This window comes from Ensifer sp. WSM1721 (assembly GCF_000513895.2).
In the GTDB taxonomy this organism is placed as follows: Bacteria; Pseudomonadota; Alphaproteobacteria; order Rhizobiales; family Rhizobiaceae; genus Sinorhizobium.
The window spans coordinates 286,659-308,469 of record NZ_CP165784.1; the positions used below are offsets into that span (position 1 = coordinate 286,659).

The 21,811-nt window shown below is 58.1% G+C and carries 15 protein-coding genes and 5 pseudogenes; 8 read left to right on the plus strand and 12 right to left on the minus strand.

The genetic code is table 11. The annotated features are described in order from the left end of the window. Positions 1-32: 32 nt before the first annotated feature. The 5 genes from M728_RS26800 (at position 33) to M728_RS26820 (ending at position 6,656) form a co-directional block, all read left to right on the plus strand. The gene (locus tag M728_RS26800; protein ID WP_026622805.1) at positions 33-1,868 is read left to right on the plus strand and encodes an ABC transporter permease subunit; all 1,836 of its coding nucleotides are present in this window, start codon (positions 33-35) and stop codon (positions 1,866-1,868) included. A 13-nt stretch (positions 1,869-1,881) separates the two neighbouring features. Further along, complete coding sequence (locus M728_RS26805) at positions 1,882-2,952, plus strand: ABC transporter ATP-binding protein (protein WP_026622806.1); 1,071 nt, start codon at positions 1,882-1,884, stop codon at positions 2,950-2,952. Positions 2,953-3,025: 73 nt separating this feature from the next. After that, positions 3,026-4,486 carry a UDP-N-acetylmuramoyl-L-alanyl-D-glutamate--2,6-diaminopimelate ligase gene (locus tag M728_RS26810; protein WP_026622807.1) on the plus strand — a complete coding sequence of 487 codons (1,461 nt, stop codon included), beginning with the start codon at positions 3,026-3,028 and terminating at the stop codon, positions 4,484-4,486. Between the two features lie 77 nt (positions 4,487-4,563). Further along, positions 4,564-5,853, plus strand: a complete 1,290-nt coding sequence (locus tag M728_RS26815) for an FAD-binding oxidoreductase (protein ID WP_026622808.1) — start codon at positions 4,564-4,566, stop codon at positions 5,851-5,853. A gap of 44 nt (positions 5,854-5,897) precedes the next feature. Further along, positions 5,898-6,656 carry an SDR family NAD(P)-dependent oxidoreductase gene (locus M728_RS26820; protein WP_026622809.1) on the plus strand — a complete coding sequence of 253 codons (759 nt, stop codon included), beginning with the start codon at positions 5,898-5,900 and terminating at the stop codon, positions 6,654-6,656. 128 nt (positions 6,657-6,784) lie between these two features. On the opposite strand, the gene M728_RS26825 is transcribed toward M728_RS26820, so the two are convergent. The 8 genes from M728_RS26825 to M728_RS26860 form a co-directional block, all read right to left on the minus strand. After that, a complete protein-coding gene (locus M728_RS26825; protein ID WP_026622810.1) occupies positions 6,785-8,047 on the minus strand; it encodes a D-amino acid dehydrogenase in 1,263 nt (420 codons plus the stop codon). Between the two features lie 228 nt (positions 8,048-8,275). After that, a complete protein-coding gene (locus M728_RS26830; RefSeq protein WP_051441041.1) occupies positions 8,276-9,001 on the minus strand; it encodes a hypothetical protein in 726 nt (241 codons plus the stop codon). A 571-nt stretch (positions 9,002-9,572) separates the two neighbouring features. Then, positions 9,573-10,997, minus strand: a complete 1,425-nt coding sequence (locus tag M728_RS26835; RefSeq protein WP_026622811.1) for an amidase — start codon at positions 10,995-10,997, stop codon at positions 9,573-9,575. A 12-nt stretch (positions 10,998-11,009) separates the two neighbouring features. Beyond that, positions 11,010-11,915 (minus strand): ABC transporter ATP-binding protein, encoded by a 906-nt coding sequence (locus M728_RS26840; RefSeq protein WP_245269815.1) that lies wholly within the window; start codon positions 11,913-11,915, stop codon positions 11,010-11,012. A gap of 68 nt (positions 11,916-11,983) precedes the next feature. After that, complete coding sequence (locus tag M728_RS26845; RefSeq protein WP_026622813.1) at positions 11,984-12,973, minus strand: ABC transporter ATP-binding protein; 990 nt, start codon at positions 12,971-12,973, stop codon at positions 11,984-11,986. Continuing rightward, the gene (locus M728_RS26850; protein WP_034884431.1) at positions 12,970-13,851 is read right to left on the minus strand and encodes an ABC transporter permease; all 882 of its coding nucleotides are present in this window, start codon (positions 13,849-13,851) and stop codon (positions 12,970-12,972) included. Before M728_RS26850 ends, M728_RS26845 begins: the two co-directional genes overlap by 4 nt. Further along, positions 13,851-14,873: an ABC transporter permease gene (locus M728_RS26855; protein ID WP_026622815.1), complete on the minus strand. Its 1,023-nt coding sequence runs from the start codon at positions 14,871-14,873 to the stop codon at positions 13,851-13,853. Before M728_RS26855 ends, M728_RS26850 begins: the two co-directional genes overlap by 1 nt. A 32-nt stretch (positions 14,874-14,905) precedes the next feature. Further along, positions 14,906-16,468 (minus strand): ABC transporter substrate-binding protein, encoded by a 1,563-nt coding sequence (locus M728_RS26860; RefSeq protein ID WP_051441042.1) that lies wholly within the window; start codon positions 16,466-16,468, stop codon positions 14,906-14,908. 310 nt (positions 16,469-16,778) lie between these two features. On the opposite strand from M728_RS26860, the gene M728_RS26865 reads away from it, so the two are divergent. The 3 genes and pseudogenes from M728_RS26865 to M728_RS26875 form a co-directional block, all read left to right on the plus strand. Then, positions 16,779-17,219, plus strand: coding sequence for a transposase (locus M728_RS26865; RefSeq protein WP_084044670.1), 441 nt, complete (start codon positions 16,779-16,781; stop codon positions 17,217-17,219). Next, positions 17,176-17,846, plus strand: a pseudogene (locus M728_RS26870) (hypothetical protein). The gene M728_RS26865 and the pseudogene M728_RS26870 overlap by 44 nt, the downstream one beginning before the upstream one ends. A 300-nt stretch (positions 17,847-18,146) precedes the next feature. Next, positions 18,147-18,572: pseudogene (locus M728_RS26875) on the plus strand (IS5 family transposase); the annotation flags it as partial. A gap of 207 nt (positions 18,573-18,779) precedes the next feature. Here M728_RS26875 and M728_RS26880 read toward each other — a convergent pair. From M728_RS26880 to M728_RS26895, 4 genes and pseudogenes are all read right to left on the minus strand, one after another. Beyond that, positions 18,780-20,101: pseudogene (locus tag M728_RS26880) on the minus strand (ISNCY family transposase). Positions 20,102-20,239: 138 nt separating this feature from the next. Then, positions 20,240-20,653 (minus strand): annotated as a pseudogene (locus M728_RS26885) (CopG family transcriptional regulator). Position 20,654: 1 nt separating this feature from the next. Then, positions 20,655-20,942: a hypothetical protein gene (locus M728_RS26890; RefSeq protein WP_156943566.1), complete on the minus strand. Its 288-nt coding sequence runs from the start codon at positions 20,940-20,942 to the stop codon at positions 20,655-20,657. A 49-nt stretch (positions 20,943-20,991) separates the two neighbouring features. Continuing rightward, positions 20,992-21,771, minus strand: a pseudogene (locus M728_RS26895) (type IV secretory system conjugative DNA transfer family protein); the annotation flags it as partial. Positions 21,772-21,811: the final 40 nt, after the last annotated feature.

Here is a 21,811-nt window from a genome sequence, read left to right on the forward strand (position 1 = left end):
TCACCAGGCGAACGGCAACGGAGTTAGATGCTATGAATATGGCACAAGCAAGAGCCGCGGGCTCGGTTGACGAACGGCCGGTGAAGAGGCTGGATGTTATGAACGCACTGTTGGGAAATCGCTGGATCAGAGGGACAATCGTTGCAAGTCCTCTAACCATCCTCCTGATCGGATTTCTGGTCATTCCGCTGTCGTATATCGTTTGGGGCAGCTTCGAAGGATCGAAGCTAAACTTCAGTCACTATGCTCGCGTTTTTGGGAGCGAGACGAATTTGAACATCTTGCTGCGTACCCTGCAGACCGGGTTCATCGTGACCGTCGTGTCGATCACGGCAGGTTATCCTGTCGCCTACCTGCTTACGAAGCTCAAATCCCGAGCGCTGTCCACGATCAGCGTTTTCATTCTCATTCCTCTTTTCACGGCGTTTCTGATCCGCACCTATGCTTGGATGGTGATTTTGGGTCGAGAAGGCGTCATCAACAATGCACTGATCTGGCTCGGACTCGTCAGTGCCCCTCTCCAGCTTTTGAACACGACTTTTGCGGTGGTCGTTGGGATGGCCCATGTATTCATCCCTATGGCGATATTCACCATGTATTCGTCAATGGTGCGCATCGACCATGATTTTGCCCACGCTGCGCAAATTTTGGGCGCGAAACCCGTGCAAGCATTCTTGCGCGTCTACTTTCCGATGACGCTCCCGGCTGTGTTCTCCGCAGGAATCCTTATATTCATTACGGCCATCGGATTTTACATCACCCCTGCGCTGCTTGGCGGACCGAGCGACACAATGATCTCACAGCTTATCGTCACCCAAATGACGGTCTTGCTCAACTTTGAATTGGGGTACGCCTCATCGATTGTCCTGTTGCTGGTGACTATCGGAATATTGTTCGTCGCAAGCCTTTTTATTCCTCTTGAAATGATCTGGTCGTCTACGTCTACAGCCACATTGGTCGAAGAACCTCGCGTGGCGGCGCGCTTGTTTACAAGACTGAAGCGGGCGATGGACCCACTTCTAAGAGCCACCGAAAGCACAATTCATATGGTGACCTCACCCCTCATGACGCGCAAGGCACGTTGGCTTTGGGGCTACACGGTCTTGGTTCTCCTGTTTTTGACGGCCCCGCTGATCGTTGTCGTGATACTGTCCTTCAGTTCGTCTCCCTTCGTCGTCTTCCCTCCTCCCGGCCTCTCCATGCAATGGTGGGAAAAGCTAGCAAAGGCGACCGATTGGCATCAGTCCTTCTTCTTCTCGATTCAGCTCGGGGCGGCAGCAGCGTTGGTCGCCACCATAGTTGGAACTATGGGTGCATTTTGGCTGGTACGAACTCAGTTTCTGTTCAAGAGGACGTTGTTCCTTTTCTCGCTTTCACCTTTGATGGTGCCGGTCGTGATCATCGCAACTGCGCTCTATGTCTTCGAAGCGCGTCTGCAGATTCTCGGAACCTTCGGCGGTTTGGTGATGGGGCACGTGCTTCTGTCTGTACCCTACGTGATCGTCGTGATGGCCGCAGCCCTGCGGAACTTCGACCCGGCCCTTGAACCAGCGGCGTCAGTGCACGGTGCCCGCCCCCTGCAAACGCTCCGGCTGGTGACTTTGCCGATCCTCAAGCCAGCTCTTCTCACCGCTGGCCTACTCGCCTTCTTGACGTCATTCGACGAACTGCTCGTCAGCATCTTCCTGCTCGGGCGACAAACCCCAACCCTGCCCATCAAGTTCTGGGGAGACATCAAATACCAGATCGATCCGCTCCTTAGCGCGGCCTCGACCCTCATCGTGCTGCTCGTCACCGCATCAATCATTACGGTGCAATTGATCCGAGACCGGCACAATAGACGCACTTCTAGCAGCATCGCCGAATGATCGGAGGCACGAGATGTCCACAAGCCTTGAGATGAAAAACATCCAGAAGTTCTATGGCCCGCTTCATGTGGTGAAAGACTTCGACCTTCACATTCAACCGGGCGAATTCGTAACCTTCCTCGGGCCATCCGGCTCCGGCAAGACCACGGCGCTGAAGATGATTGCGGGTTTCGAAACGCCGACGTCCGGAGACATCTTTCTTGGAAGTCGATCTATCGTCGACCTGCCCGCCTATGAACGCGGCATCGGTATGGTCTTCCAGAACTACGCGCTTTTCCCACACATGACCGTCGCCGAGAACGTCGCGTTCCCGCTCACTGTCCGTAAGGCGCCTCGCCAGGAGACCGCGGAAAAAGTCGGCCGAGCGTTGCAACTAGTCAAAATGGACCAATATCGTGGTCGCTACCCCAACCAGTTGTCGGGCGGCCAACAACAACGCATCGCTTTGGCACGCGCCATCGTCTTTAATCCGAGCATACTACTTATGGACGAGCCGCTTGGAGCACTTGACCGGAATCTTCGTGAACACATGAAGATCGAAATCATGCGCATCCAAAAGGAACTGAACATGACGGTCGTCTTCGTGACCCATGACCAGGACGAGGCGCTGACCATGTCCGATCGGATTGCGGTCATCAACGAGGGCAGGCTCGTGCAGGTGGATGACAGCAAGAGCCTCTACGGCAAGCCGAAGAACCGGTTCGTGGCCTCATTCGTCGGAGAATCCAACATGATCCCTTGTCGTGTTGACCATGCCGAGAACGGGGTGGGCAAAGTGACTGTTGCTGGGATCGCACCCGGGGCTGCACAGTTGTCCGGACAGACCGGCGGTGCCAAAGCGTGGCTGTTCGTCCGGCCGGAACATGTTGAGATCGGTCTGCGTTCGCCAGCTGCCGATGCGCCAAACGCCCTTGATGGCGTGGTGGAGAACGCACTCTTCCTGGGAGAAATGACCAGGTATTTGGTACGCTGTGGCGATGAGACCATCACGGTAAAGCGCCAGAACCGGGGTCAGGCGCATTTTGCAGGCGGAACGCAGGTTACTGTGTCTTGGAAGGCAGAAGACTGCACCGTCCTCAACTGACGGCCGCGGCGGGGGCGCACGTTAGAAGCGCCTCCCTTCAGCCGCGGGGCCTCTTTGAGATACGCGAGGAACGATGAAGCTGAAAGATCTGCTCGGCACAGATTTGCCGGAAGCCACTCACCTTATGGCGGGACCTGCTGGCGACATGTCCGTCAACGGTGTTTCCTCTGACAGCCGTAAGATCAAGCCGGGAATGCTGTTCGTCGCCCTATCGGGAGCGAAGGCTGATGGTGGCTATTTTATTGACGAGGCCGTTGGGCGTGGAGCTGCGGCCATAATCTCGGCTCAACACGCCGAGTGTCCCGTGCCGGTGTTGATAACTTCCAATCCAAGAAGGTTTCTGGCGCTTGCATCGGCCCGCTTCTTCCAAAGACAGCCAGAAAAAGTTGTTGCAGTGACAGGCAGCGCAGGCAAGACGTCGGTGGTTTCCTTCGCGAGGCAAATCTGGGCTCATGGTGGCAATACCGCCGCTCAGATTGGAACAACAGGTGTTGTGTCGCCCAAACAAAGCGAACACGGGTCAAGGACAACACCTGATCCAGTCGAATTGCATCGTATCTTGGCGGGCCTCGAAGCTGAGGGTGTGACGCATGTTGCGATGGAGGCATCGAGCCACGGCTTAGACCAGCACCGCCTTGATGGCGTTCGTCTGTCAGCAGGGGCGTTTACCAACCTTGGGCGCGACCATATGGATTACCACCGGTCGGTTGACGAGTATATGGCCGCCAAAATGCGGCTGTTCGGCACGTTGCTCCCCAAAGGAGCCCCAGCCGTCACCTTTGCCGACGGGCCGGCGTCAGAACGCGCCGCTGGAGTTGCTGCTGCGGCCGGTCTGGATGTGAGGACTGTCGGAAAAAAAGGACGCTACCTTGTACTGGAAGATTTGCAGCCGCGGAGTCATCAGCAGATCATGAAGGTCTGTTTCGGGGACCGCAGCTTCGAAGCGACAGTTCCTCTCGCAGGTGAGTTCCAGATTGCCAATGCTCTTGTGGCCGCTGCGCTTGCCATCTCCACGGGACTGCCTCCAGACGTCGCGATCGCTGCAACAGAGCATTTGATTGGCGCCCCCGGCCGTATGGAGCGAATTGGAACGACATTCCAAGGAGCGCCAGTGTATGTCGACTACGCCCACAAACCTGAGGCTTTAACAGCGGTATTGTCGGCTACTCGCCGGCTAACTGCCGGTCGCGTGATCCTGGTTTTTGGTTGCGGCGGCGACCGGGACAAGGGCAAGCGGCGCCTTATGGGCGAGATTGCGGCAAAGCTTTCGGATGTCGTCATCGTGACGGACGACAATCCTCGTTCAGAGGACGCCGCTTCTATTCGATCTGAGATTTTGGGCGCCGCTTTTGGTGCGATCGAGATTGCTGACAGAGCTGAAGCTATTCGGGCAGCGGTCCTTATGCTGCAAGAAGGCGACACGCTCGTGGTTGCCGGTAAGGGCCATGAGGAAGGACAGACGGTTGGCGAAACCGTGATTCCGTTTTCCGACCGCAACGAGTTGCGGAAGGCACTGTTAGAAACATGGCGATAAATGACGTGCCCGGATTCCAAGGTGTTCCCCCGTCCGCTCAATCGCTATGGTGTTGTGCGCTTGGGATAGGATCCTAGATGAACGGTGATGTCGGTCGGCATGCTGTTGTTATCGGCTGCGGCATCGTTGGCGCATGCATTGCTCATGCGCTCCTTAACGAGGGCTGGCAGGTCAGGCTGATTGAACCTGGTCCCCCGGGCGGCGAACAGGCTGCGAGCTTCGGCAACGGTGCCTTTATTAGCCCGGCGTCTGTTGTGCCAATATCGACACCGGGTCTCTGGAAAAAGATCCCCACCTATCTCCTGTCTTCGACAAGTCCTCTCACAATCAGGTGGCGCTACCTGCCCCGCCTCTTCCCTTGGCTTTGCAGGTTCATGCTTGCGGGATGGACCGTCCCGAAGGTCGAGCAGACTGCAAGAGCTTTGGGTTCGCTCCTACAGGACTGCGCGGATCGGCATCGCATTCTTTCGAAACAGTGCGGCTGCGACCATTTTATCCGACAGGATGGTTTGCTCTATGTTTACCCGTCGAGAGCAGAGTTCGAGTTGGATGCGCTCGCTTGGCGGCTGCGGCGGGAGAACGGAGTCGTTTGGCGCGAACTCGAGGACGATGATCTGCATCGCTTCGAACCAGCGCTCAACCGTCGCTATCAATTTGCTGCACTTGTAGAGAAGGGTGGAAATTGCACTGATCCCGGCCGCTATGTTTCCGCTTTGGTTTGCTCGGCGCTCACGCGAGGCGCAACCTTGATCGATGCCCGAGCGACGGGGTTCGTGTTTTCAGAGGGTATGCGAGTTTCAGTTCAAACGGACAGAGGCGGTGTCCAGTGCGACAAGGCCGTCATCGCCGCCGGAATATTCTCAAAACCCCTCGCAGCCCAGGCGGGAGACATCATTCCCCTCGAAAGCGAGCGGGGTTATCATGTTGAGATTGCCGCCCCTGCATCAACCCCGCATATCCCTGTCCTGCCGAGCGACGGAAAAGTGGCAAACACACCAATCGCAGGAAGGCTACGCGCTTCTGGGCAGGTGGAACTGGCCAGCCTGCACGCCCCGCCCAATTGGAAGCGCGCAGACATTCTACTGAAGCAACTGCTCGTTACCTTTCCGGAGCTGAGCAAAAATCAGCGCGATCTCGCGATAACACGCTGGCAAGGTCATCGTCCATCGACGCCCGACAGCCTACCGGTGATCGATGTTAGTTCGAGTTGCCGCTCCATTGTATATGCTTTTGGTCATGGGCACGTCGGTCTTGCCTCGGCGCCGCGTACAGCCGAGCTGGTCGCGGCTCTTGTCGCCGACCGTGAGCCGTCCATCGATAGAAATCCGTTCAGAGCGACACGCTTCCGATGGCGGAAGGCATCATAAGCGCAAGCGCTCAGTTGACCGCTGATCTTTCAAAAGGTGCTCACATGGACTTCAAACCAACCATTCTCATTACCGGGGCAGCCAGCGGGATCGGATCGGCGGTCGCGCGTCGCGTTGCGGCTCCAGATGTCCAACTGCTTCTTCATACTGGTAGGAACCTGGACGCTCTCAAGGCGGTGGCTGACGAAGCGCGCGCCTGCGGCGCTAACGTTGTCGTTGAACTTTGTGATCTCGCCGACCCTTCTGTGCCGGCCAGGCTGGTTCAGGCCGCCGGGAAGGCGTTTGGGAGAGTTGATCAGATCGTGTCGAATGCAGGCAAGGCACAGCGCGCCACTTTTGAAGAAGTGTCGGATGATGATCTGGAGCAAGCCTTCGCAACGATGCCAATCGCCTTCTTCCGTCTTGTGAAGGAAGCGCTTCCGGATCTCCGCATATCACCTCAGGGGCGGGTCGTAGCAGTGAGCTCGTTCGTTGCTCACGCGTTCGGGACAAATGATATGCATTTTTCCGCAACGGGGGCGGCAAAAGCTGCATTGGAGGCTTTGGCGAAATCGCTTGCCGCCCAAACTGCGGCCGATGGGGTGACTGTCAATTGTGTGGTCCCGGGCTTTGTAAGGAAAGATGCCGGCGGCCACGCCGCCACCTCCGCCGATGCAATGGAACGCGCGCGGGAAATTACACCGAACGCTCGACTAGGAGAGCCATCCGATGTAGCGGAACTCGTGGCATTTTTGCTTTCACCAGCGGCGAACCACATTACCGGTCAGACGATGCACGTGGACGGGGGCCTCCTTCTAAGGTGAGATATCCAATACCGCGGGTGTAGGTGCGCCGCCGAGGAAAACGACTCCGCACGCTTCTCACGCAATTCGCGGCAAGGATGCAGCCTTCGATGCTTCTGCTGTAGGGCCGACCGGCGGTGTGAGTTGGATCAGAGCGCGTAATCCATCGGATTGACGCTGTTATTCAACACACGCCCATGGGTGATGAGGTCCGCAGTGATTTTTGCCGAACCGCAGGACATGGTCCAGCCAAGCGGGCCGTGACCGGTATTCAGGAAAAGATTGCTATAAGGGGTAAGCCCAACGAGAGGGGCGCCGCCGGGCGTCATCGGGCGAAGACCCGACCAGTTCAGGGCTGACTCGACGTCAACATGTGCGGCCATCGCCGGCAAAATTTTGAGAACGTCATTCAAGACCCGCCGCCCCTCTTTTGGGTCAATATGCGTATTATATCTGGCGAACTCAGCTTTACCGCCCATGCGTAGACGGTCGCCCATTGGCACCATCATCGCATGGTAGCCGTCATCCATGACCGGACGTGTCGGTCCCCCCTTCCAACCGTTCAGAGGTAAGGTCACAGAGTAACCTTTAACGGGAATGATCGGAAGCCGTAGCCCCAGGGGACGAGCCAGGAGGGGGCTGTAACTGCCAAGCGAGAGCACGTAGGCATCGGCTTGAATGTCGCCCTTAGATGTCTTCACATGCGAAATCTTCGTCGAGAAATCCTTGGCTATCTCCAGCACAGTGGTATTCGTCAAAAACTGAGCGCCCAATTCCGTGGCGAGGCGAGCCATTTCGTTCGTAAACTTGTAGGCATCGCCACTTTCATCGTCTGGAAAAAAGACAGCGCCAATATAGCGATCGATCACATCCTTTAAGCATGGCTCTTTTTCCAGAATTTGCTCCTGGTTGAGAACGTCGAACTTAACGCCCCACTCCTGCATCTCCCGACACATCTGCACGAACTCTGACATGCGGCCGTCTCGCGGAAAAACTCGCATGGTGCCCCGTACCGTCTGATCGTAATTGAGGGTCGAGGTTTGGCGAATACTGCGCAATGTCTCTAAACTCAGGCTCGCGATCCTGATATTGGCGATCATGTTAGATTTATGACGCGCATAAGTTGAATTCGATAGGAATTTCAGGCCCCAACCAACGATCGAAGGCACTGCGCTTGGGTTGATTTTCAGCGTGGAGTGGCTGTCGAACAGCATCTTGCCAAGTCGTCTAACGGTACCTGGTGAATTCCAGGGGCTGGAGTCGCTGGGAGTCATCAGGCCGCCGTTTGCGAAACTCGTTTCCATACCCGGGCGAGAACGGCGGTCGATCACGGTTACCTCGTGCCCATCGTTCGCAAGCATATACGCCGTTGCGCTACCGACGACACCGGCACCGAGCACAGCTACCTTCATTTCTCCCGATCCTTTCGACCTTTAGTTGCGCCGCTCGCAGCCAGAAGACCGGCCAAGGCATTCGAACCCATGATTTTGGGCCAAGTCAAAAATGACGCGCCCAACGCCGACTTCGTTACAATCAGCTCCGACCGATCACCGTTACACAAACTGAATGGGTAATCTTCGGAAGCGACCGTGCTTCATAAAGCGACAACTGCTGCAGCGGCTAACTGGCGTGCAATTCACTTAAGTCGCAGGCGCGACTTTGCACAGGCGTGCGAGGTCGGCAGGAAGCCGCTCGCCCGCTCCGACCGTGTGGAGCAACCGCCAAAGCGTCGCGAGGTTACTGGTTACAACCGGTCGACCAACACGCTCTTCCAGGGAGGCGATACCGCGCAACCAGGTAAAATTGGTGCACGAGATAAAAACGCCATCGACATCTGAAGGAACCTGCGGCGCCACCCACTCGTTGATCGGCTCCCAGCAGTCCTCGACGTCTGTAGCATACATGTCGAAACCCCAACTGAGGTGAGACACTACGAAGCCATGGCCCTCCAAGAAGGTGACAAGCCGCCGGGAGACCCATTCCTCATACGGAGTGAATACTGCCAGCCGCTTCAATTCCAACGCACGCAGTGCGGCTATCACACTTCCGGCGGTGGTCACAGCCGGAAGGCCGGACGCCTCCTCAATGACATTTGCGACGCTTTCATCATAGCCAACGCCTTCGAGGAGGCTGCCTGCTGTGCAGGCCAGGGCAATCGCTCTTGTGCGGCGCGCGTGGCTGAGCAGTTTCGCTGCTTCTCCGGACTTTACTTTCATGTCAGCGAACTGTTCGTAGTCGTCCCCCTCATTCTCAACTCGGTGAAAATGAAATCTAACTCCTTTAATGCCGAGGCGAGGTAGATCGCCTTCCAGAACATTATTCTCGGACGGGGTAATGAGTCCGAGTCCGATCGGTTGCAGGGACATGGACAGCTCCTATCTTTGATGGTGACAACGTGGCGAGCTGGAATTACAATGCAATATTTAATATTGTATTTCATGAGGTCCGTCAAGAGGATGTGTCGCCCATATCGCCGCGCCCACTGGATTGCGAAGTCACAATCCGAATGACCACTCCATCGCCTGGAACGGCGCAAATCAGGCTGTGCGCTCGCTATCGTTGCAAAGCCGCCGATTGTCTTGGTCGCGAGCGCGCGAGATGGCCGCCTGCCTGTGGGCTATCGGGGAGGAGATCGCACCGTCATAGACGAGTTTCGACCCGGCCCTGCGCAGCTTCAGCCAATACGACTGCTTCGCACGCTCGACTGATGCCGCACGCCTTCAGTTTTGACAGGGAGCATGTGAAATCAAGCCCAATCAATAGGCATATTTCCGAACTGGGGCGGTCCGTTGATCACTTCGTCACTTCGGCGCCCGATCGACTTCCCCTTTCCGTAAAAGACGTGTGAACGAAATTTGGCGGGAAGAAGGATCAATGGACGCCGAAGTTCGCGTTCACCATTGCAGCCAGATAGGCGTCAACCCAGTGCACCTTTCGCTAGCCGGCGTATCCTGCGAAAACGGGGGGTCGACGCGTCGACCAAGGGACCGCTCGCTCCAAGTCACGTGCAATACGAACGAGGGTCGCCTCGTCGCCGAAGCGCCCTACGATCTGTATTCCGATGGGCAGTTCGTTCACACTCTGGAATAATGGTAAAGAAACCGAGGGCTGGCCAGTAATATTGAAGATTGCCAGATGCTGTTCAATCTCCAATTCGGCATCCATGAGTTCGTCGCCGGTGAGCTTTCTGTATCTGTCGTGGGGAAGCGCCTTAGCCAGCATCGTGGGCGTCAGAAGAATGTCGAAGTCCTTTGTGGCCTCACCTACCTCCGAACGGATCTTACGAGCGCCTTCGAAAATTTCCTGCGCATATGCAAGCGGGAGTTGCTTTCCCACGTGGTAGAGCTCGAGATTGTGAGGCTCCAGGGTCTCTTCGTTGATGTCACGGCCGAGCGCACGCGCTGTCCTATCAAGCGAGGAAAATCTCATGTGAGCCATTCCCGCCAAGACCTTGCCGTATTCAGCGAAATCAACAAGTGGGGGGATCTCCTCTATGAGGTGCCCCATAGACTCCAGTAGCTTCGCAGTTTTCTCGACAGCACCACGGATATCCGGATCGCCCATTGCCGTTCCTGGCGGTGAAGTGGGCATACCGACCCTGAGCCGGTTGCTTGGTTGTTCAAGTTCCTCCACATAGGGCCGCTCCGGCGACGCTATGACGAACGGATCGCCAGGCTGGGGCCCATGCAAAACATCGAGGGCAGCCGCCATGTCACGAACGCTCCGGCAGACCACAAAATCGCGGACATTTCCGTAGCCGGCATCCTGCTTGTTCGGGCCGCCGGAAATGCGGCCGCGCGATGGGTTCAAGCCGACAAGGCCGCAAAGTGATGCGGGGATACGAATGGAACCGGCGCCGTCGCTAGCATGCGCGATCGGCACAACGCCGGCGGCGACGACGGCCGCGGACCCCGAAGACGAGCCGCCCGCTGTCAGGTCAAGGTTCCATGGGTTGCGCGTGATCCCGCAAGCCAGGGATTCGCTTGACCCCCTCGTGCCGAACTCAGGCATGGTGGTGCGACCTAGAATGCGCAGCCCACCAGATCGTGCGCGCTCCATAAAATAACTCTCTACCGCCGGGCGGTGGCCCTGGAGAAGTCTACTTCCTTGCTCTTGCAGCCGCCCGGCTTCGCTCGGACCGGTGTCCTTGCGCAGGAAGGGCACCCCGCAAAAAGGTCCCGTGTCTGAACCCGTTACGGTCTCGGCATCGTCGTAGAACTCGATGACGCCATTAATGGCAGGGTTAATTTGGTCGTGCGCCTCCCGTGCCAGTCGCACAAGCTCCACGGCGGTGATGTCGCGCTTGCGGACTAATCCCGCAAGCCCTGTGGCGTCGTATCGGGCATATTCATGTAGTTTCATGCGAACTCCTCCTTATGTTTTTTTATGTGACAATGGATGGAGACAGGCATAAGCGCGTCCTCCAGCTTCTGGCTCGCACAGTTTGGGCTCGACGGCATCGCACTCGGACGTCGCCCAACGGCAGCGCGGCGCGAAACCACATCCGGAAGGCCGGTTGAGTGGACTCGGGACCTCGCCGTCGACCGGTACCGGCAATCGGCGCCGCCCAGGGTCGATCACCGGTACGGCATCCAGCAGAGCTCGCGTGTAGGGGTGCCGCGGATCGGCGAACACGTCAGCCACTGGTCCGCTCTCGACGATGCGACCGAGGTACATGACCGCGACGCGATGGGCTATATAGTCCACGACACCAAGGTCGTGGGTGATGAATAGATAGCCGACGTTCGAGTTGGCCTGCAGAGTCTTCAGGAGTGTCAAAATCTGCGCTTGCACGGATACATCAAGCGCAGCAGTTGGCTCGTCAAGCACAAGTAGCCGCGGCTCAAGCGCCAACGCACGCGCTATCGCGACGCGCTGCATCTGCCCGCCGGAAAGCTGGTGCGGATAACGGTTGAGGTACTCTGCGCTAAGTCCAACCTGGCTCAGCAGTTCCCCCGTGCGCCGAGTAGCAGCATCGCCGCGCATGCCAAGAATAGCGTCCAGCGGCTCGGCGATAATGGAGCGTACCTTCATTCTCGGATCGAGTGAGGAATGCGGGTTCTGGAACACCACGCCGATGTCGCGGCGTGGGGGCATCGTCGCCCCATGGACGGGCGCAGTGACAGCGTTGCCGCCGATCTCAATCGTGCCCGCATCGAATCTTGCAAGACCTAGGAGCGTGGACGCTAGCGTGCTCTTACCGCACCCGGACTCACCCACAATCGCCAGTGTCTCGCCCGGCGCGATTTGGAAGTTGATACCGTCCAGGGCCTTTATCATCCCATGGCGCGTGGGGTAGACCTTGCTGAGACCCTCAACGAAAACAAGGCGAGATGATGGTAAGGGGTTCATGATGCCTCCGTAAACTGCTGATTCTCAGCGGCATGATGGCACAATGCCATGTGGCCCCCGCCGAACCTGCGGTAAGGCGGAAGTTTTGTGGCGCAGATATCCGTCGCTTGGTCACATCGGTCGTGGAACGCGCAGCCTGCGGGCATGGCAGCAGGATCCGGCACATGGCCGGGTATCGACACAAGATCGGATCCTGCACATCCTATGGCTGGAACTGTGCCGAGCAGCTTCGTCGTGTATGGATGACGCGGATCATCGATCACAGCTTCGACTGTTCCGGTCTCTACGATCCGGCCCGCGTACATTACTGCCACACGATCGCAGAGTTGCGAAACGATCCCGAGATCGTGCGTAATAAACAGCACAGCAAGGCCCTTATCGTCCGCCAGCCGCCGCAGCAGCGCGACAATCTGGGCCTGCACGGTCACGTCAAGCGCGGTTGTTGGCTCGTCGGCTATGAGGAGCCGAGGTTGGCAGGCGAGAGCGAGCGCGATGACGGCTCGTTGAATCTGGCCGCCGGAAAGCTGGTGCGGGTACTTCTCAAGCGCCAACTCTGGGTCAGGGATGCGCACGGCCTTGAGCTCGGTCAAAACCGCAAAACGTGCTTCGTTCCTGCTCATTGACCGGTGGCAACACACGACGTCGATCATTTGTCGTCCGAGGGTGAAGAACGGGTTCATGGAACGCATCGGATTCTGAAAGACCATCGCAATCCGGCCGCCGCGCATTGCACGTAATTGTCCCTCCGGTCGCCCGATAACCTCCTGGCCGTCTACAATGATACTGCCGGTAGCGCGTCCAGGCGTCGACACCATGCCAAGACAGGCGCTCGCCGTCATGGACTTGCCGCAACCCGATTCCCCCACCAGTCCAAGCACTTCGCCGCCTCCCACCTTGAGATTGATGCCACGCAGGATCGAGCGGGAGCGCAAGAGGCCGGGGAACGTTACGTTAAGATCGCTTATCTGAAGAACCGCACCGTTCATTCTCGTCGCTCCTTCTTTGGATCCAGGATGTCGCGCAATCCGTCGCCAATGAGATTGACGGCGAGTACAGTCACAAAAATGGCCAAGCCTGGAAACAGCGCCGTCCACCAGTAGTTCAAGAAATCGGTTCGAGAGTCAGCCGCCATGAGGCCCCACTCGACAGCCGGAGCCCGTACGCCCAAACCAACAAAGCTTAACGATGCCCCGGCCAGAATTGCATGGCCGAAATCCGCCGATGCTCCAACGATGACCGGCGTCAGCGAATTCGGCAGAACGTGACGGATCATAATGCGTATATGCCCTACGCCGATCGTGCGCGCAGCATCGTTGTAGAGTTCACCGCGCACCCGCAGGACAGCTGCCCGCATGACGCGCGCAGTCCCGGGAAACCAGGAGACGCCGAGCGCAATTATGGCGCTCCAAAGACTCGGACCCAGCGTAGCGGTAATTGCGATTGGCAGCAGCATCGGCGGAAAGGCCATGAAAACGTCCGAGACGCGCATCAAGAGTAGGTCAGTCTTGCCGCCGAAATATCCGGCAACAAGTCCGAGCGGAGCACCTATAGCCAAAGAGAGAAGAACAACGCTTAGGCCAACGAGCAGCGATAGCCTTCCACCATAAAGGACTCTGGCGAAGATATCCCTGCCAAAACGATCCGTCCCCATCAGGTGTTCTGCGCTGGGCGGGGCAAGTCGCTCCGACATGACGATCTCGCTCGGCGAATGAGGCGTAACCCAGGAGGCCAATCCAACACTACAAATCACGATCACCAGAATCGCGGCACCAAGTACGAACAGCTGGTGTTTTGCGATGTAGGCTCGGGCCCGGATCATCCGGCCGGGCCGTACAATGACATCAGTTGCCATCATCATCTCCATTACGCTGTTCTCAGCCGCGGATCTACGACAGCATACAAAAGGTCGACAATTAGATTGACCAAGAGATACATGCCAGCAAGTAGAAGTGTGGCCCCGAGGGAGGCGGGATAGTCGTTCTGCACGATCGATGAAACCACAAAGGCACCCAGACCTGGCCAGTCAAAGACAGACTCGACCACAACCGCCCCCCCCAGAAGCAGCCCGTACGTCATGCCGACGACCGTCAGGATCGGTATGAGGGTTGCTTTCAGTGCATATCGATAATAGATGACGGAATTCGGTAGCCCATAGGCAAATGCCGTTCGGATATATTCCTCCTTTAAGACTTCAACCATCATGTTGCGTGTGATCCGCGTCACAGTGGCCAGAAGTAGGATGGTAAGGGTGAGCAAAGGCAGCGCGATGTGCCTGAGAGCGCTCGAAAAGCCTGCCCAATTCCCGGTGATCAGAGAATCGACGAGGTACAGGCCGGTGATGGGCTGGATCGGGTCGTCCAGAAGAATCAACGGATCCACCCGCCCTTGGAGGGGCAGCCATCCGAGTGTTCCGTAGAAGAGGAGTTGGAGCGACATCGCCAGAATGAAGGAGGGCATTGCCACTCCAGCAACCGAAACCGTCCGCACGATGTTATCGATCATTGAGTTCTGGCGTACCGCAGACAGAACTCCGATCGGTATACCGATCAGCATGACGAGCATTGTTGCCAGAGTGGTTAGTTCGAAGGTTGCACCGAACCGCTCACGAACCTCCAGTAGCACAGGCCGTCTGGTAAGCAGGCTGTCGCCGAAGTCAGCGCGCAGTATATCCCCGATGAAGTGCACATACTGAAAGACGAGTGGCTTATCGAGGCCGAGCTCGGCGTTTACCTTTGCGACCATCTCCGGCGTAGGCCGGCCGCCAAGCATCAATTCTGCTGGAGAGACAGCGAGCACACGGCTCAGCAGGAACATAATGGAGATAACACCCACTACGATCCCTATGAGCATGAATAGTCGCTGAGCCAATGACTTCAGGCGCATCATTTCCTCCCGATTTTTGCGAAGACAATCAGCGACTATCTGCGAAGGCTGTAGATGGAGAGCCATTCGTAGGCGGGGTTGTTGGCGTCCTCCATCCCCTTGATATCGGAGGAATAGGCGTTGACCCGGTTTACGTCGGCATAGAAAATCGCGACGGCGTTCTTCATTAGACGGTCCTGAGCCGCGATATATGCGTTTGCAGCAGCGTCTTTGTCGACAGCTTCCAGTTTAAGAGCTTGGTCGACCAATCGATCGAAATCCTCATCATAGTAATAGGAAAGATTCCAGGTGGGCTTCTTCTCGGTACGGAATGCCAGCGCCAAAAAGTCCGATGGAGTCGGATAGGCAGGCCACCAAGTCATCGAGTTCAGGTGACCGGCGGTTTCCGGAGACCTAGCTTTGCTCATGTAGGTGCTGCCCTCGTTGTGAAGCTCAAGTTCGACCTCCAGTCCGACCGCCGAGGCGTTGGCCCGGAAGAGTTCTATCGCATCGACGGCCTCCTGACTAAAGGCTGAGAACATCGCCTTGATTTTCCAGTCTTTCCTGGGAATACCTGACTCCTCCAGGAGCATCAGCGCCTTTTCCGGGTCGAACGTGCCTAGGTCGTATGTACCATGCCCCCAGAGCGTCGAAGGTAAGGGTCCCACCGGCTTTCCTGCAGCACCATGGAAGATATCCTTTATCACGGAGTCGTGATCCCAAAGATGCAGCAGTGCCTGCCGGAATTTCAGGTTGTCTGTTGGATATTTCTGAGTGTTGATCATAAAGAGCTGATTGAGCCAGCTTGGAGTGTTTGTAACTGAAACATCGAGCTGAGCGGCGCTGCCCTCCATCTGCGAAGCAGGAATACGAGAAATATCCGCATCGCCGGAGCGGATCATTTGGACGCGGGTCGACACCTCAGCCACGTAGGGGTGAAGAACCCGGTCCACCTGACCGCTTTCCCAGCCACCCCAATAATCATCGAACTTCTGGAGTACGGCCATCTTCCCCTGCTGAAACTGGGCAAGCTTGTAGGGGCCGGTGCCAATGGCGTTTCCTTGGGTCAACCACTCGTCGCCATGATCAATGGCTGCCAGCCCCATCACGAATGCGCCAGATTGACCGGCGGCCACGAGGTCGAAGGCGACGGGATCCTTGAAGTGGAAAATGACGGCGTGTTCGTCCGGCGTCTCGACACTTTCCAGACCAGCTAGTGCATAGCCCGCGGTTTTCCCGAGGTCACGCGTATATTCAAACGATCGCTTGACGGCGGCTGAATTCAGCGGCGAACCGTCGTGAAACTTCACGCCTTTTCGCAAACTTACAGTCCAGGTCTTGCCGCCGTCCGTGCCCTCCCAAGAGGTTGCGAGTTTCGGCAGCACCTTACCGTCCTTATAAAAGAGGAGGGTCTCGTAGACATTGCCAAGCACCTGAATTTCGACACCACCGGTCGATGCAGGATTCATGTCCCGGTACGAAGACGTGCTGACCCAAGTCAGTGTGACCTGCGACCGCGCCGACTGCGCAGTCGCCGGCAGACTGAGCCAGCTCATTCCGGCAATCGCGATGGAAGAACCTACGGCACCCTTGAGCATTTCTCGACGATTCATTGGCATTTCAAGTTCCCCTTTCTTGCTTGACGGCTCTTCGAAAGACCACAGCTGCTCATGGAACAGCTGCTTTCGAATGTTCGCGGGTGGCGTCGCCGTGAGCGCTACCCAATTCACAAAATTGCAATCTAATATTCAGTATTGTAAGGCGCGAGTAACGTCAAGAGGGAAGCTGCCTTCGCGCGTGACTCAAGAGTTTTCAGCCATACGCGCTCTAGAGATTTTTGATGCTGCTCTGCCACTCGCAGCCGGCCTGCATTAAGGCCTGTTGAGATTCAGGATTCCCGCCGGGGCTTGTTTATGGTTCAAGCTTCGAATGGAACGATTCGTATTGACTGACGCCCAATGGGCGAAGATGGAGCCGCACTGCCTGGGCAAACCGACGGATCCCGGGCGAAGCGGCAGCGATAACCGACGGTCCATCGAAGCGGTGCTGTGGGTGGTGCGCACCGGCAGTCCGTGGCGTGACCTTCCCGCCTTCTTCGGCAACTGGAACACCGTCTTTAAGCGATACCGTGATTGGGTCAAAGCCGATGTTTTCGTGCGGCTTTTCGAAGCCTGCTCAGACGAGCCCGACATGGAATACGCCATAGTCGACGCCACCAGCGTCAACCGCCACGGCCAGGGCGCAAAAGATCCCATGATGAGTAGTGGACAGCGGCCTGATGGAGATCAGAGTCGGTTTGCTACCAACCACTCTGAAGGGACTTGCCATGACAGCAGAACCAGCTTCGCCACCTGCCGCTATCCGGGTTGATCTTGGCGCAATTTTCGTTTCGTTGGAACTGTCGAAGTCGATCTGGCTAGTGACGTCGCTATCGCCTGGCAGCGAGAAGATGTCGCGTCATTCGGTACCCGGCGGCGACTTGCCTGCGTTGCTGGCATGCTTGAACCTCTTGCGCGAGAAGACAGAGGCACGGGAGGGCCGGCTCTATCCCGTGGTTGTCATTCAGGAAGCGGGGCTCGATGGTTTCTGGATCCACCGGTCGTGAGCTCGATCGGTTCGAATTGGTGAACGAGCAGATCAAAGCCGTCGAGGCCGAGCGCGATGCCCAGTGTGCCGAGGTGGATGGTACCGCGCCGCAGGCAATACTCAAGACCATCAAGGGCATTGGCGCGGAGGTTGCGAACGTCCTGACTTGCGAGGGGCGCGGTTCCGCCAGTTCGGAGGCTGCGTACGATGATGATCCAACTGGCATGGCTCTGGCTGCGCTATCAGCCAGCCTCAGCCTTGGCGCGCTGGTTCCATGAACGAGTCAGCCACAGCGGCGGGCGTGGCAAGAAGGTTGCGATCGTCGCGCTGGCGCGCAAACTGCTCGTAGCCTTGTGGAAGTATGCGACCAGCGGCGTCGTGATCGAGGGAGCCGTTATGACCAAGGCCTGAGCACATCCCTTAACATCAACCCAATCCTCGGGGCCTGAGCAGCCCTAACGGATCCAGGCGAACGGACCGAAGCCCCCCTGGCTTCAATTGCCGCTCAAAAGAATGGTTCCGTTCTCCTGAGCCCACCCCGAATGCGGGATTATGGTGCAGCCGTCTCCGAGCGGCGACCGGATATGAGGTGGTACAGGTGAGGCATGACCTGCCAGTACTGGGAATGGGCGCAACTGGATACCGTCGACGATAGAAAGGCCTGCAAAAGTGGTGACGCCACCCTCTTGACCTTCAACTGATCATATGAGGGGGACTCAGAGCCAGGCCATAGGCCGTTCCAAGGGCGGCATGACCACCAAAATCCTCGCGCTGACCGACGCGCTCGGCAACCTTGTCCGCTTCGTCCTGATGCCCGGCCATCGCTACGATACCGTCGGCGTGTCGCCGCTCATCGACGGCGTCGCTTTCGGCGCGCTGATCGCCGACAAGGCCTTCGACAGCAACACCATCATCGCCGACCTCAACGATCGTGGCGCCAGGATTGTCGTCTCCCAGCATCCGCGCCGCGCCAAACCACTGCCGTGCGAAGCGGAGATGTACAAATGGCGTCATCTCATCGAGAACTTCTTCTGCAAGCTCAAGGAGTTCAAGCGCATCGCCATGCGCGCAGACAAAACCGACCAAAGCTTCAACGCCATCATCCATCTCGCAGCAGCCGTCATAAACTCCAGGTAAATCTCAACAGGCCTTAGACTAGTGCCCGTCCATAAACGCCTGTTTTTTCAGGGTTTTAGCTTTGCTCGCTGAAGCGGTCTTTTTTCGGGAGGCGTGATGGCACAGGGCTTGCAGGTTGTGGTCGAAGGGCGATTTGCCGGCGATAGGGTCGTGGGGCATCGGCCGGTGCTCGCGGCCTGCTCTCTGAACGCGGCGCGGTGACCGACGTCAGGTCGGCCTGAGGCGGGCGAAGAGGGCGAGATTGTAGGCGACCACCGAGGACCAGACGTAGGTCTCAAGTGGTCGAGCCCAGGTGCAGCGGGCCAGGTCCGCTTCAGGCAGGAGATGCCGGCCTCGATGCCGGCCCGGAAGTTTCTGAGCTTTCGATACACCCAGCGGCTCCTGACCATGTCTTCGATCCTGAGGCCGCTCTTCTTATGGAAGGCCATGTCGCGTACACCCCAGGCCTTGGCCTGGCGCAGGTTTTCACGGCTTGCATAGCCGCCGTCGGCGGCCGCCTGCCGCGGCGCCTCGCCATAGAAGGCGATGTGGCGCTCCAGTAAGGGCAAGAGCCGCTCGCTGTCGGCTGGATTGCCGGCTTCGATGACGAGATCGAGGATCAGTCCGCTCCTGCCGGTGGTCAGATTGAGCTTGTGTCCGTAATCGACGTCGCGGCTGCCCTTGACGATGATGTCGGCATGCGGTTCGAACAGGCTGACAAGCTTCTCGCCGGCCGGCACCGCTTCGCCGGCCAGCACCCGCCGCTCGGTCTGGGCGATGATCTGCGTGATCAGTGGCTGATAGTGGCGAAGCTGGGCCTGCCAGAGTTTGCCCGCCGGACCCGCCGTCAGCGGCAACTGTGCCGCCGCCTGCTGCAGATAATCCAGGGTGTTCCGGGCGATCCTGAGCAGAGCGCGGTAGTGCTGAAGCCGTTTCGGGCGGCCGCGGGTATACTCGATCACCCGAGCCCGCTTCTTCGCCGCGCGGCAGTGATCGTGCCAGGGGATGGTGCTGCCCAGCGAATCCGCCTGCTGCAGAAGACGAACCATCACCCGCACGCAGTCCCACAAAAGACTGCTGTCGCTTGGTTCGTGGATCAGCGCCGCCGTGACGGTGCTGTCCACACGCACGACCTTGCCGCTTTCCAACCTTTCTTGCCGGGCGCTGGCCAGCAGCATTTTGTTGACCGCTTCCCAGGTGTCCGCCCGGATCGCGCTGATCGTCTTGTGCAAGAGCGACTTTTTCGGGCTCCATCCCCATGGCAGCCGGGCAAAGGCCCGGAACGAGGCGGAATCTTCCAGATGAAACGCCAACTCCTCGTAGCTCAACTGGCGGTACTGTTTGAGAAGAGCACAGCGCAGCACCGCCTCCGACGGCAAACCCTGCCGGCCGGTCTCCGTGACCCCCTGTCGGCGCAGATCGGACGTCACCAAATTCAAAAGATCGCGATGGGCGTCCAGCCACTGCGACATCGCCTCCAACTCGCGACCGATCTCGTGCTCGGCGAAAAGATCGAATATGCTGCCCTGGACGGTGCGTTCTTGGCGCATTGTCGGCTCCGGCGGCTGCGGGTTTGTCTTTAGAATCAGAGGCTTGATGCTAAAGTGTACCCAAAGCCGCCGGGCCTTGCCCGCACAAAACGCGCGCTTTTCCGCAGATTCCAAATACTTGCTGTTTATGGATGGGCACTAGCTATACTCGGTCTCTTCAGTCAGTTCCTGTCGCAGCTTTGTGCTCTGTGACAGAGCGGAGATGAACTGGTCATAACGCTCAGCCCCTTTCGCGCGAGCCGCCGCCTGTGCTTATTCCGGCGGGGGAACGATTGAGTTCAGCCAGCAGCGGATAAACAGTGCGAGAGTTTCGTTGGTGATTTCCAGATCTCGTTCCATCCGCTGAAGACACCGGTCCAGCCGGTCGAGGCGTTTGACGAGGGCCGCTTCCTTCCGCTCATCCGCATCTGGCGAAAGGAAGGACCCGATGGCAGCCTCGGCAATCAGCGAAGCCGATTGCTCGCGTCGCTGAGCAAAGTCAGCGAGGCGCCGCTTCAGATCAGGCTCCAGGTATACCGAAAGTCGCTGTTTTTTCTCCGAGCTGACCACCATCTCAAAGCTCCACGCCGTTATTGGGACCCATGGAGGCCTGACGCGCGACCTGTCTCATGCGCCGCTTCAGAGCCCGCGCCGAGAGAACATTCCGCTCGGGTTCGTCCGCATTCGGATCGAATTCGTTGAAGGACGCCATTACCGGGGCGGGCGCGATATCCTTGTGTGCTTCGATCCCGGGCTCGCGCCGCAGACCAGCGTTCGCCTCGTCGTCAGTTCCCTCGACGTTGCTCGTATCAACGCCTGCGACACCGAGCGCGCGTTCTTTCGTGCGATCGTTCACTGCCAATGGGACCGCATTCGACCAATCATCCGCCGACGGCGGACGCTCGCCGAGGCACATGCAGGATCGCGCCGACCAGAAGCGAGTGGGAGGTCTTCTCCCAGTGGTTCCGCTTTTCCAGAGATCCTTCGGGATCGACCAGGACGTCAGCGACATTCTGGACGTCCCGCACTTCCCATTCGCCCTTCCGCACCTCCAGCAGCGGATTGTAGGCGGCCGAGTTCGGATTGGTCGGATCGAAGAGCAGCACCCGGCCGTGTCGCGCCCGGAAGCCGGCGGTCAGCTCCCAGTTTTCGCCCTTGATGTCATGGACGATGGCCGAGCCCGGGCAGGTGAGCAGAGTCGGCACGACGAGACCGACGCCCTTGCCCGAGCGCGTCGGGGCGAAACAGAGGACGTGTTCCGCGCCGTCATGGCGGAGATAGACCTCGTCATAGCGGCCGAGCACGACGCCATCATCGCCGAGCAGCCCTGCCTTTTCGACCTCCTCGCGCTCGGCCCAGCGGGCAGAGCCGTAGGTATGGACGTCCTTGGGCTCGCGCGCCCGCCAGATCGACATGGCGATCGCGGCGGCGATCGCGATCAGCCCGCCGGAGGCGGCAATGGCGCCACCTTCCAAGAACAGGTGCGGCGCATAGGCGTCATAGAAATACCACCACCAGAAAAGTGCCGGCGGCGGATAGATCGGCAGGCCGGCGAGCTCGAACCAGGGCGATCCGAGCTGCGGCTGGAAACCGAGACGCCATGCTGTCCATTGCGTCGCGGCCCAGACCATGGTGAACACGATCAGGAGGACGACGAGGATCTGACTCCAGAGGACGCGCGTGGCCGGCAAGTAAACGGTTTCCCTTTTGACGACGAGGCTGGCAGTGGAA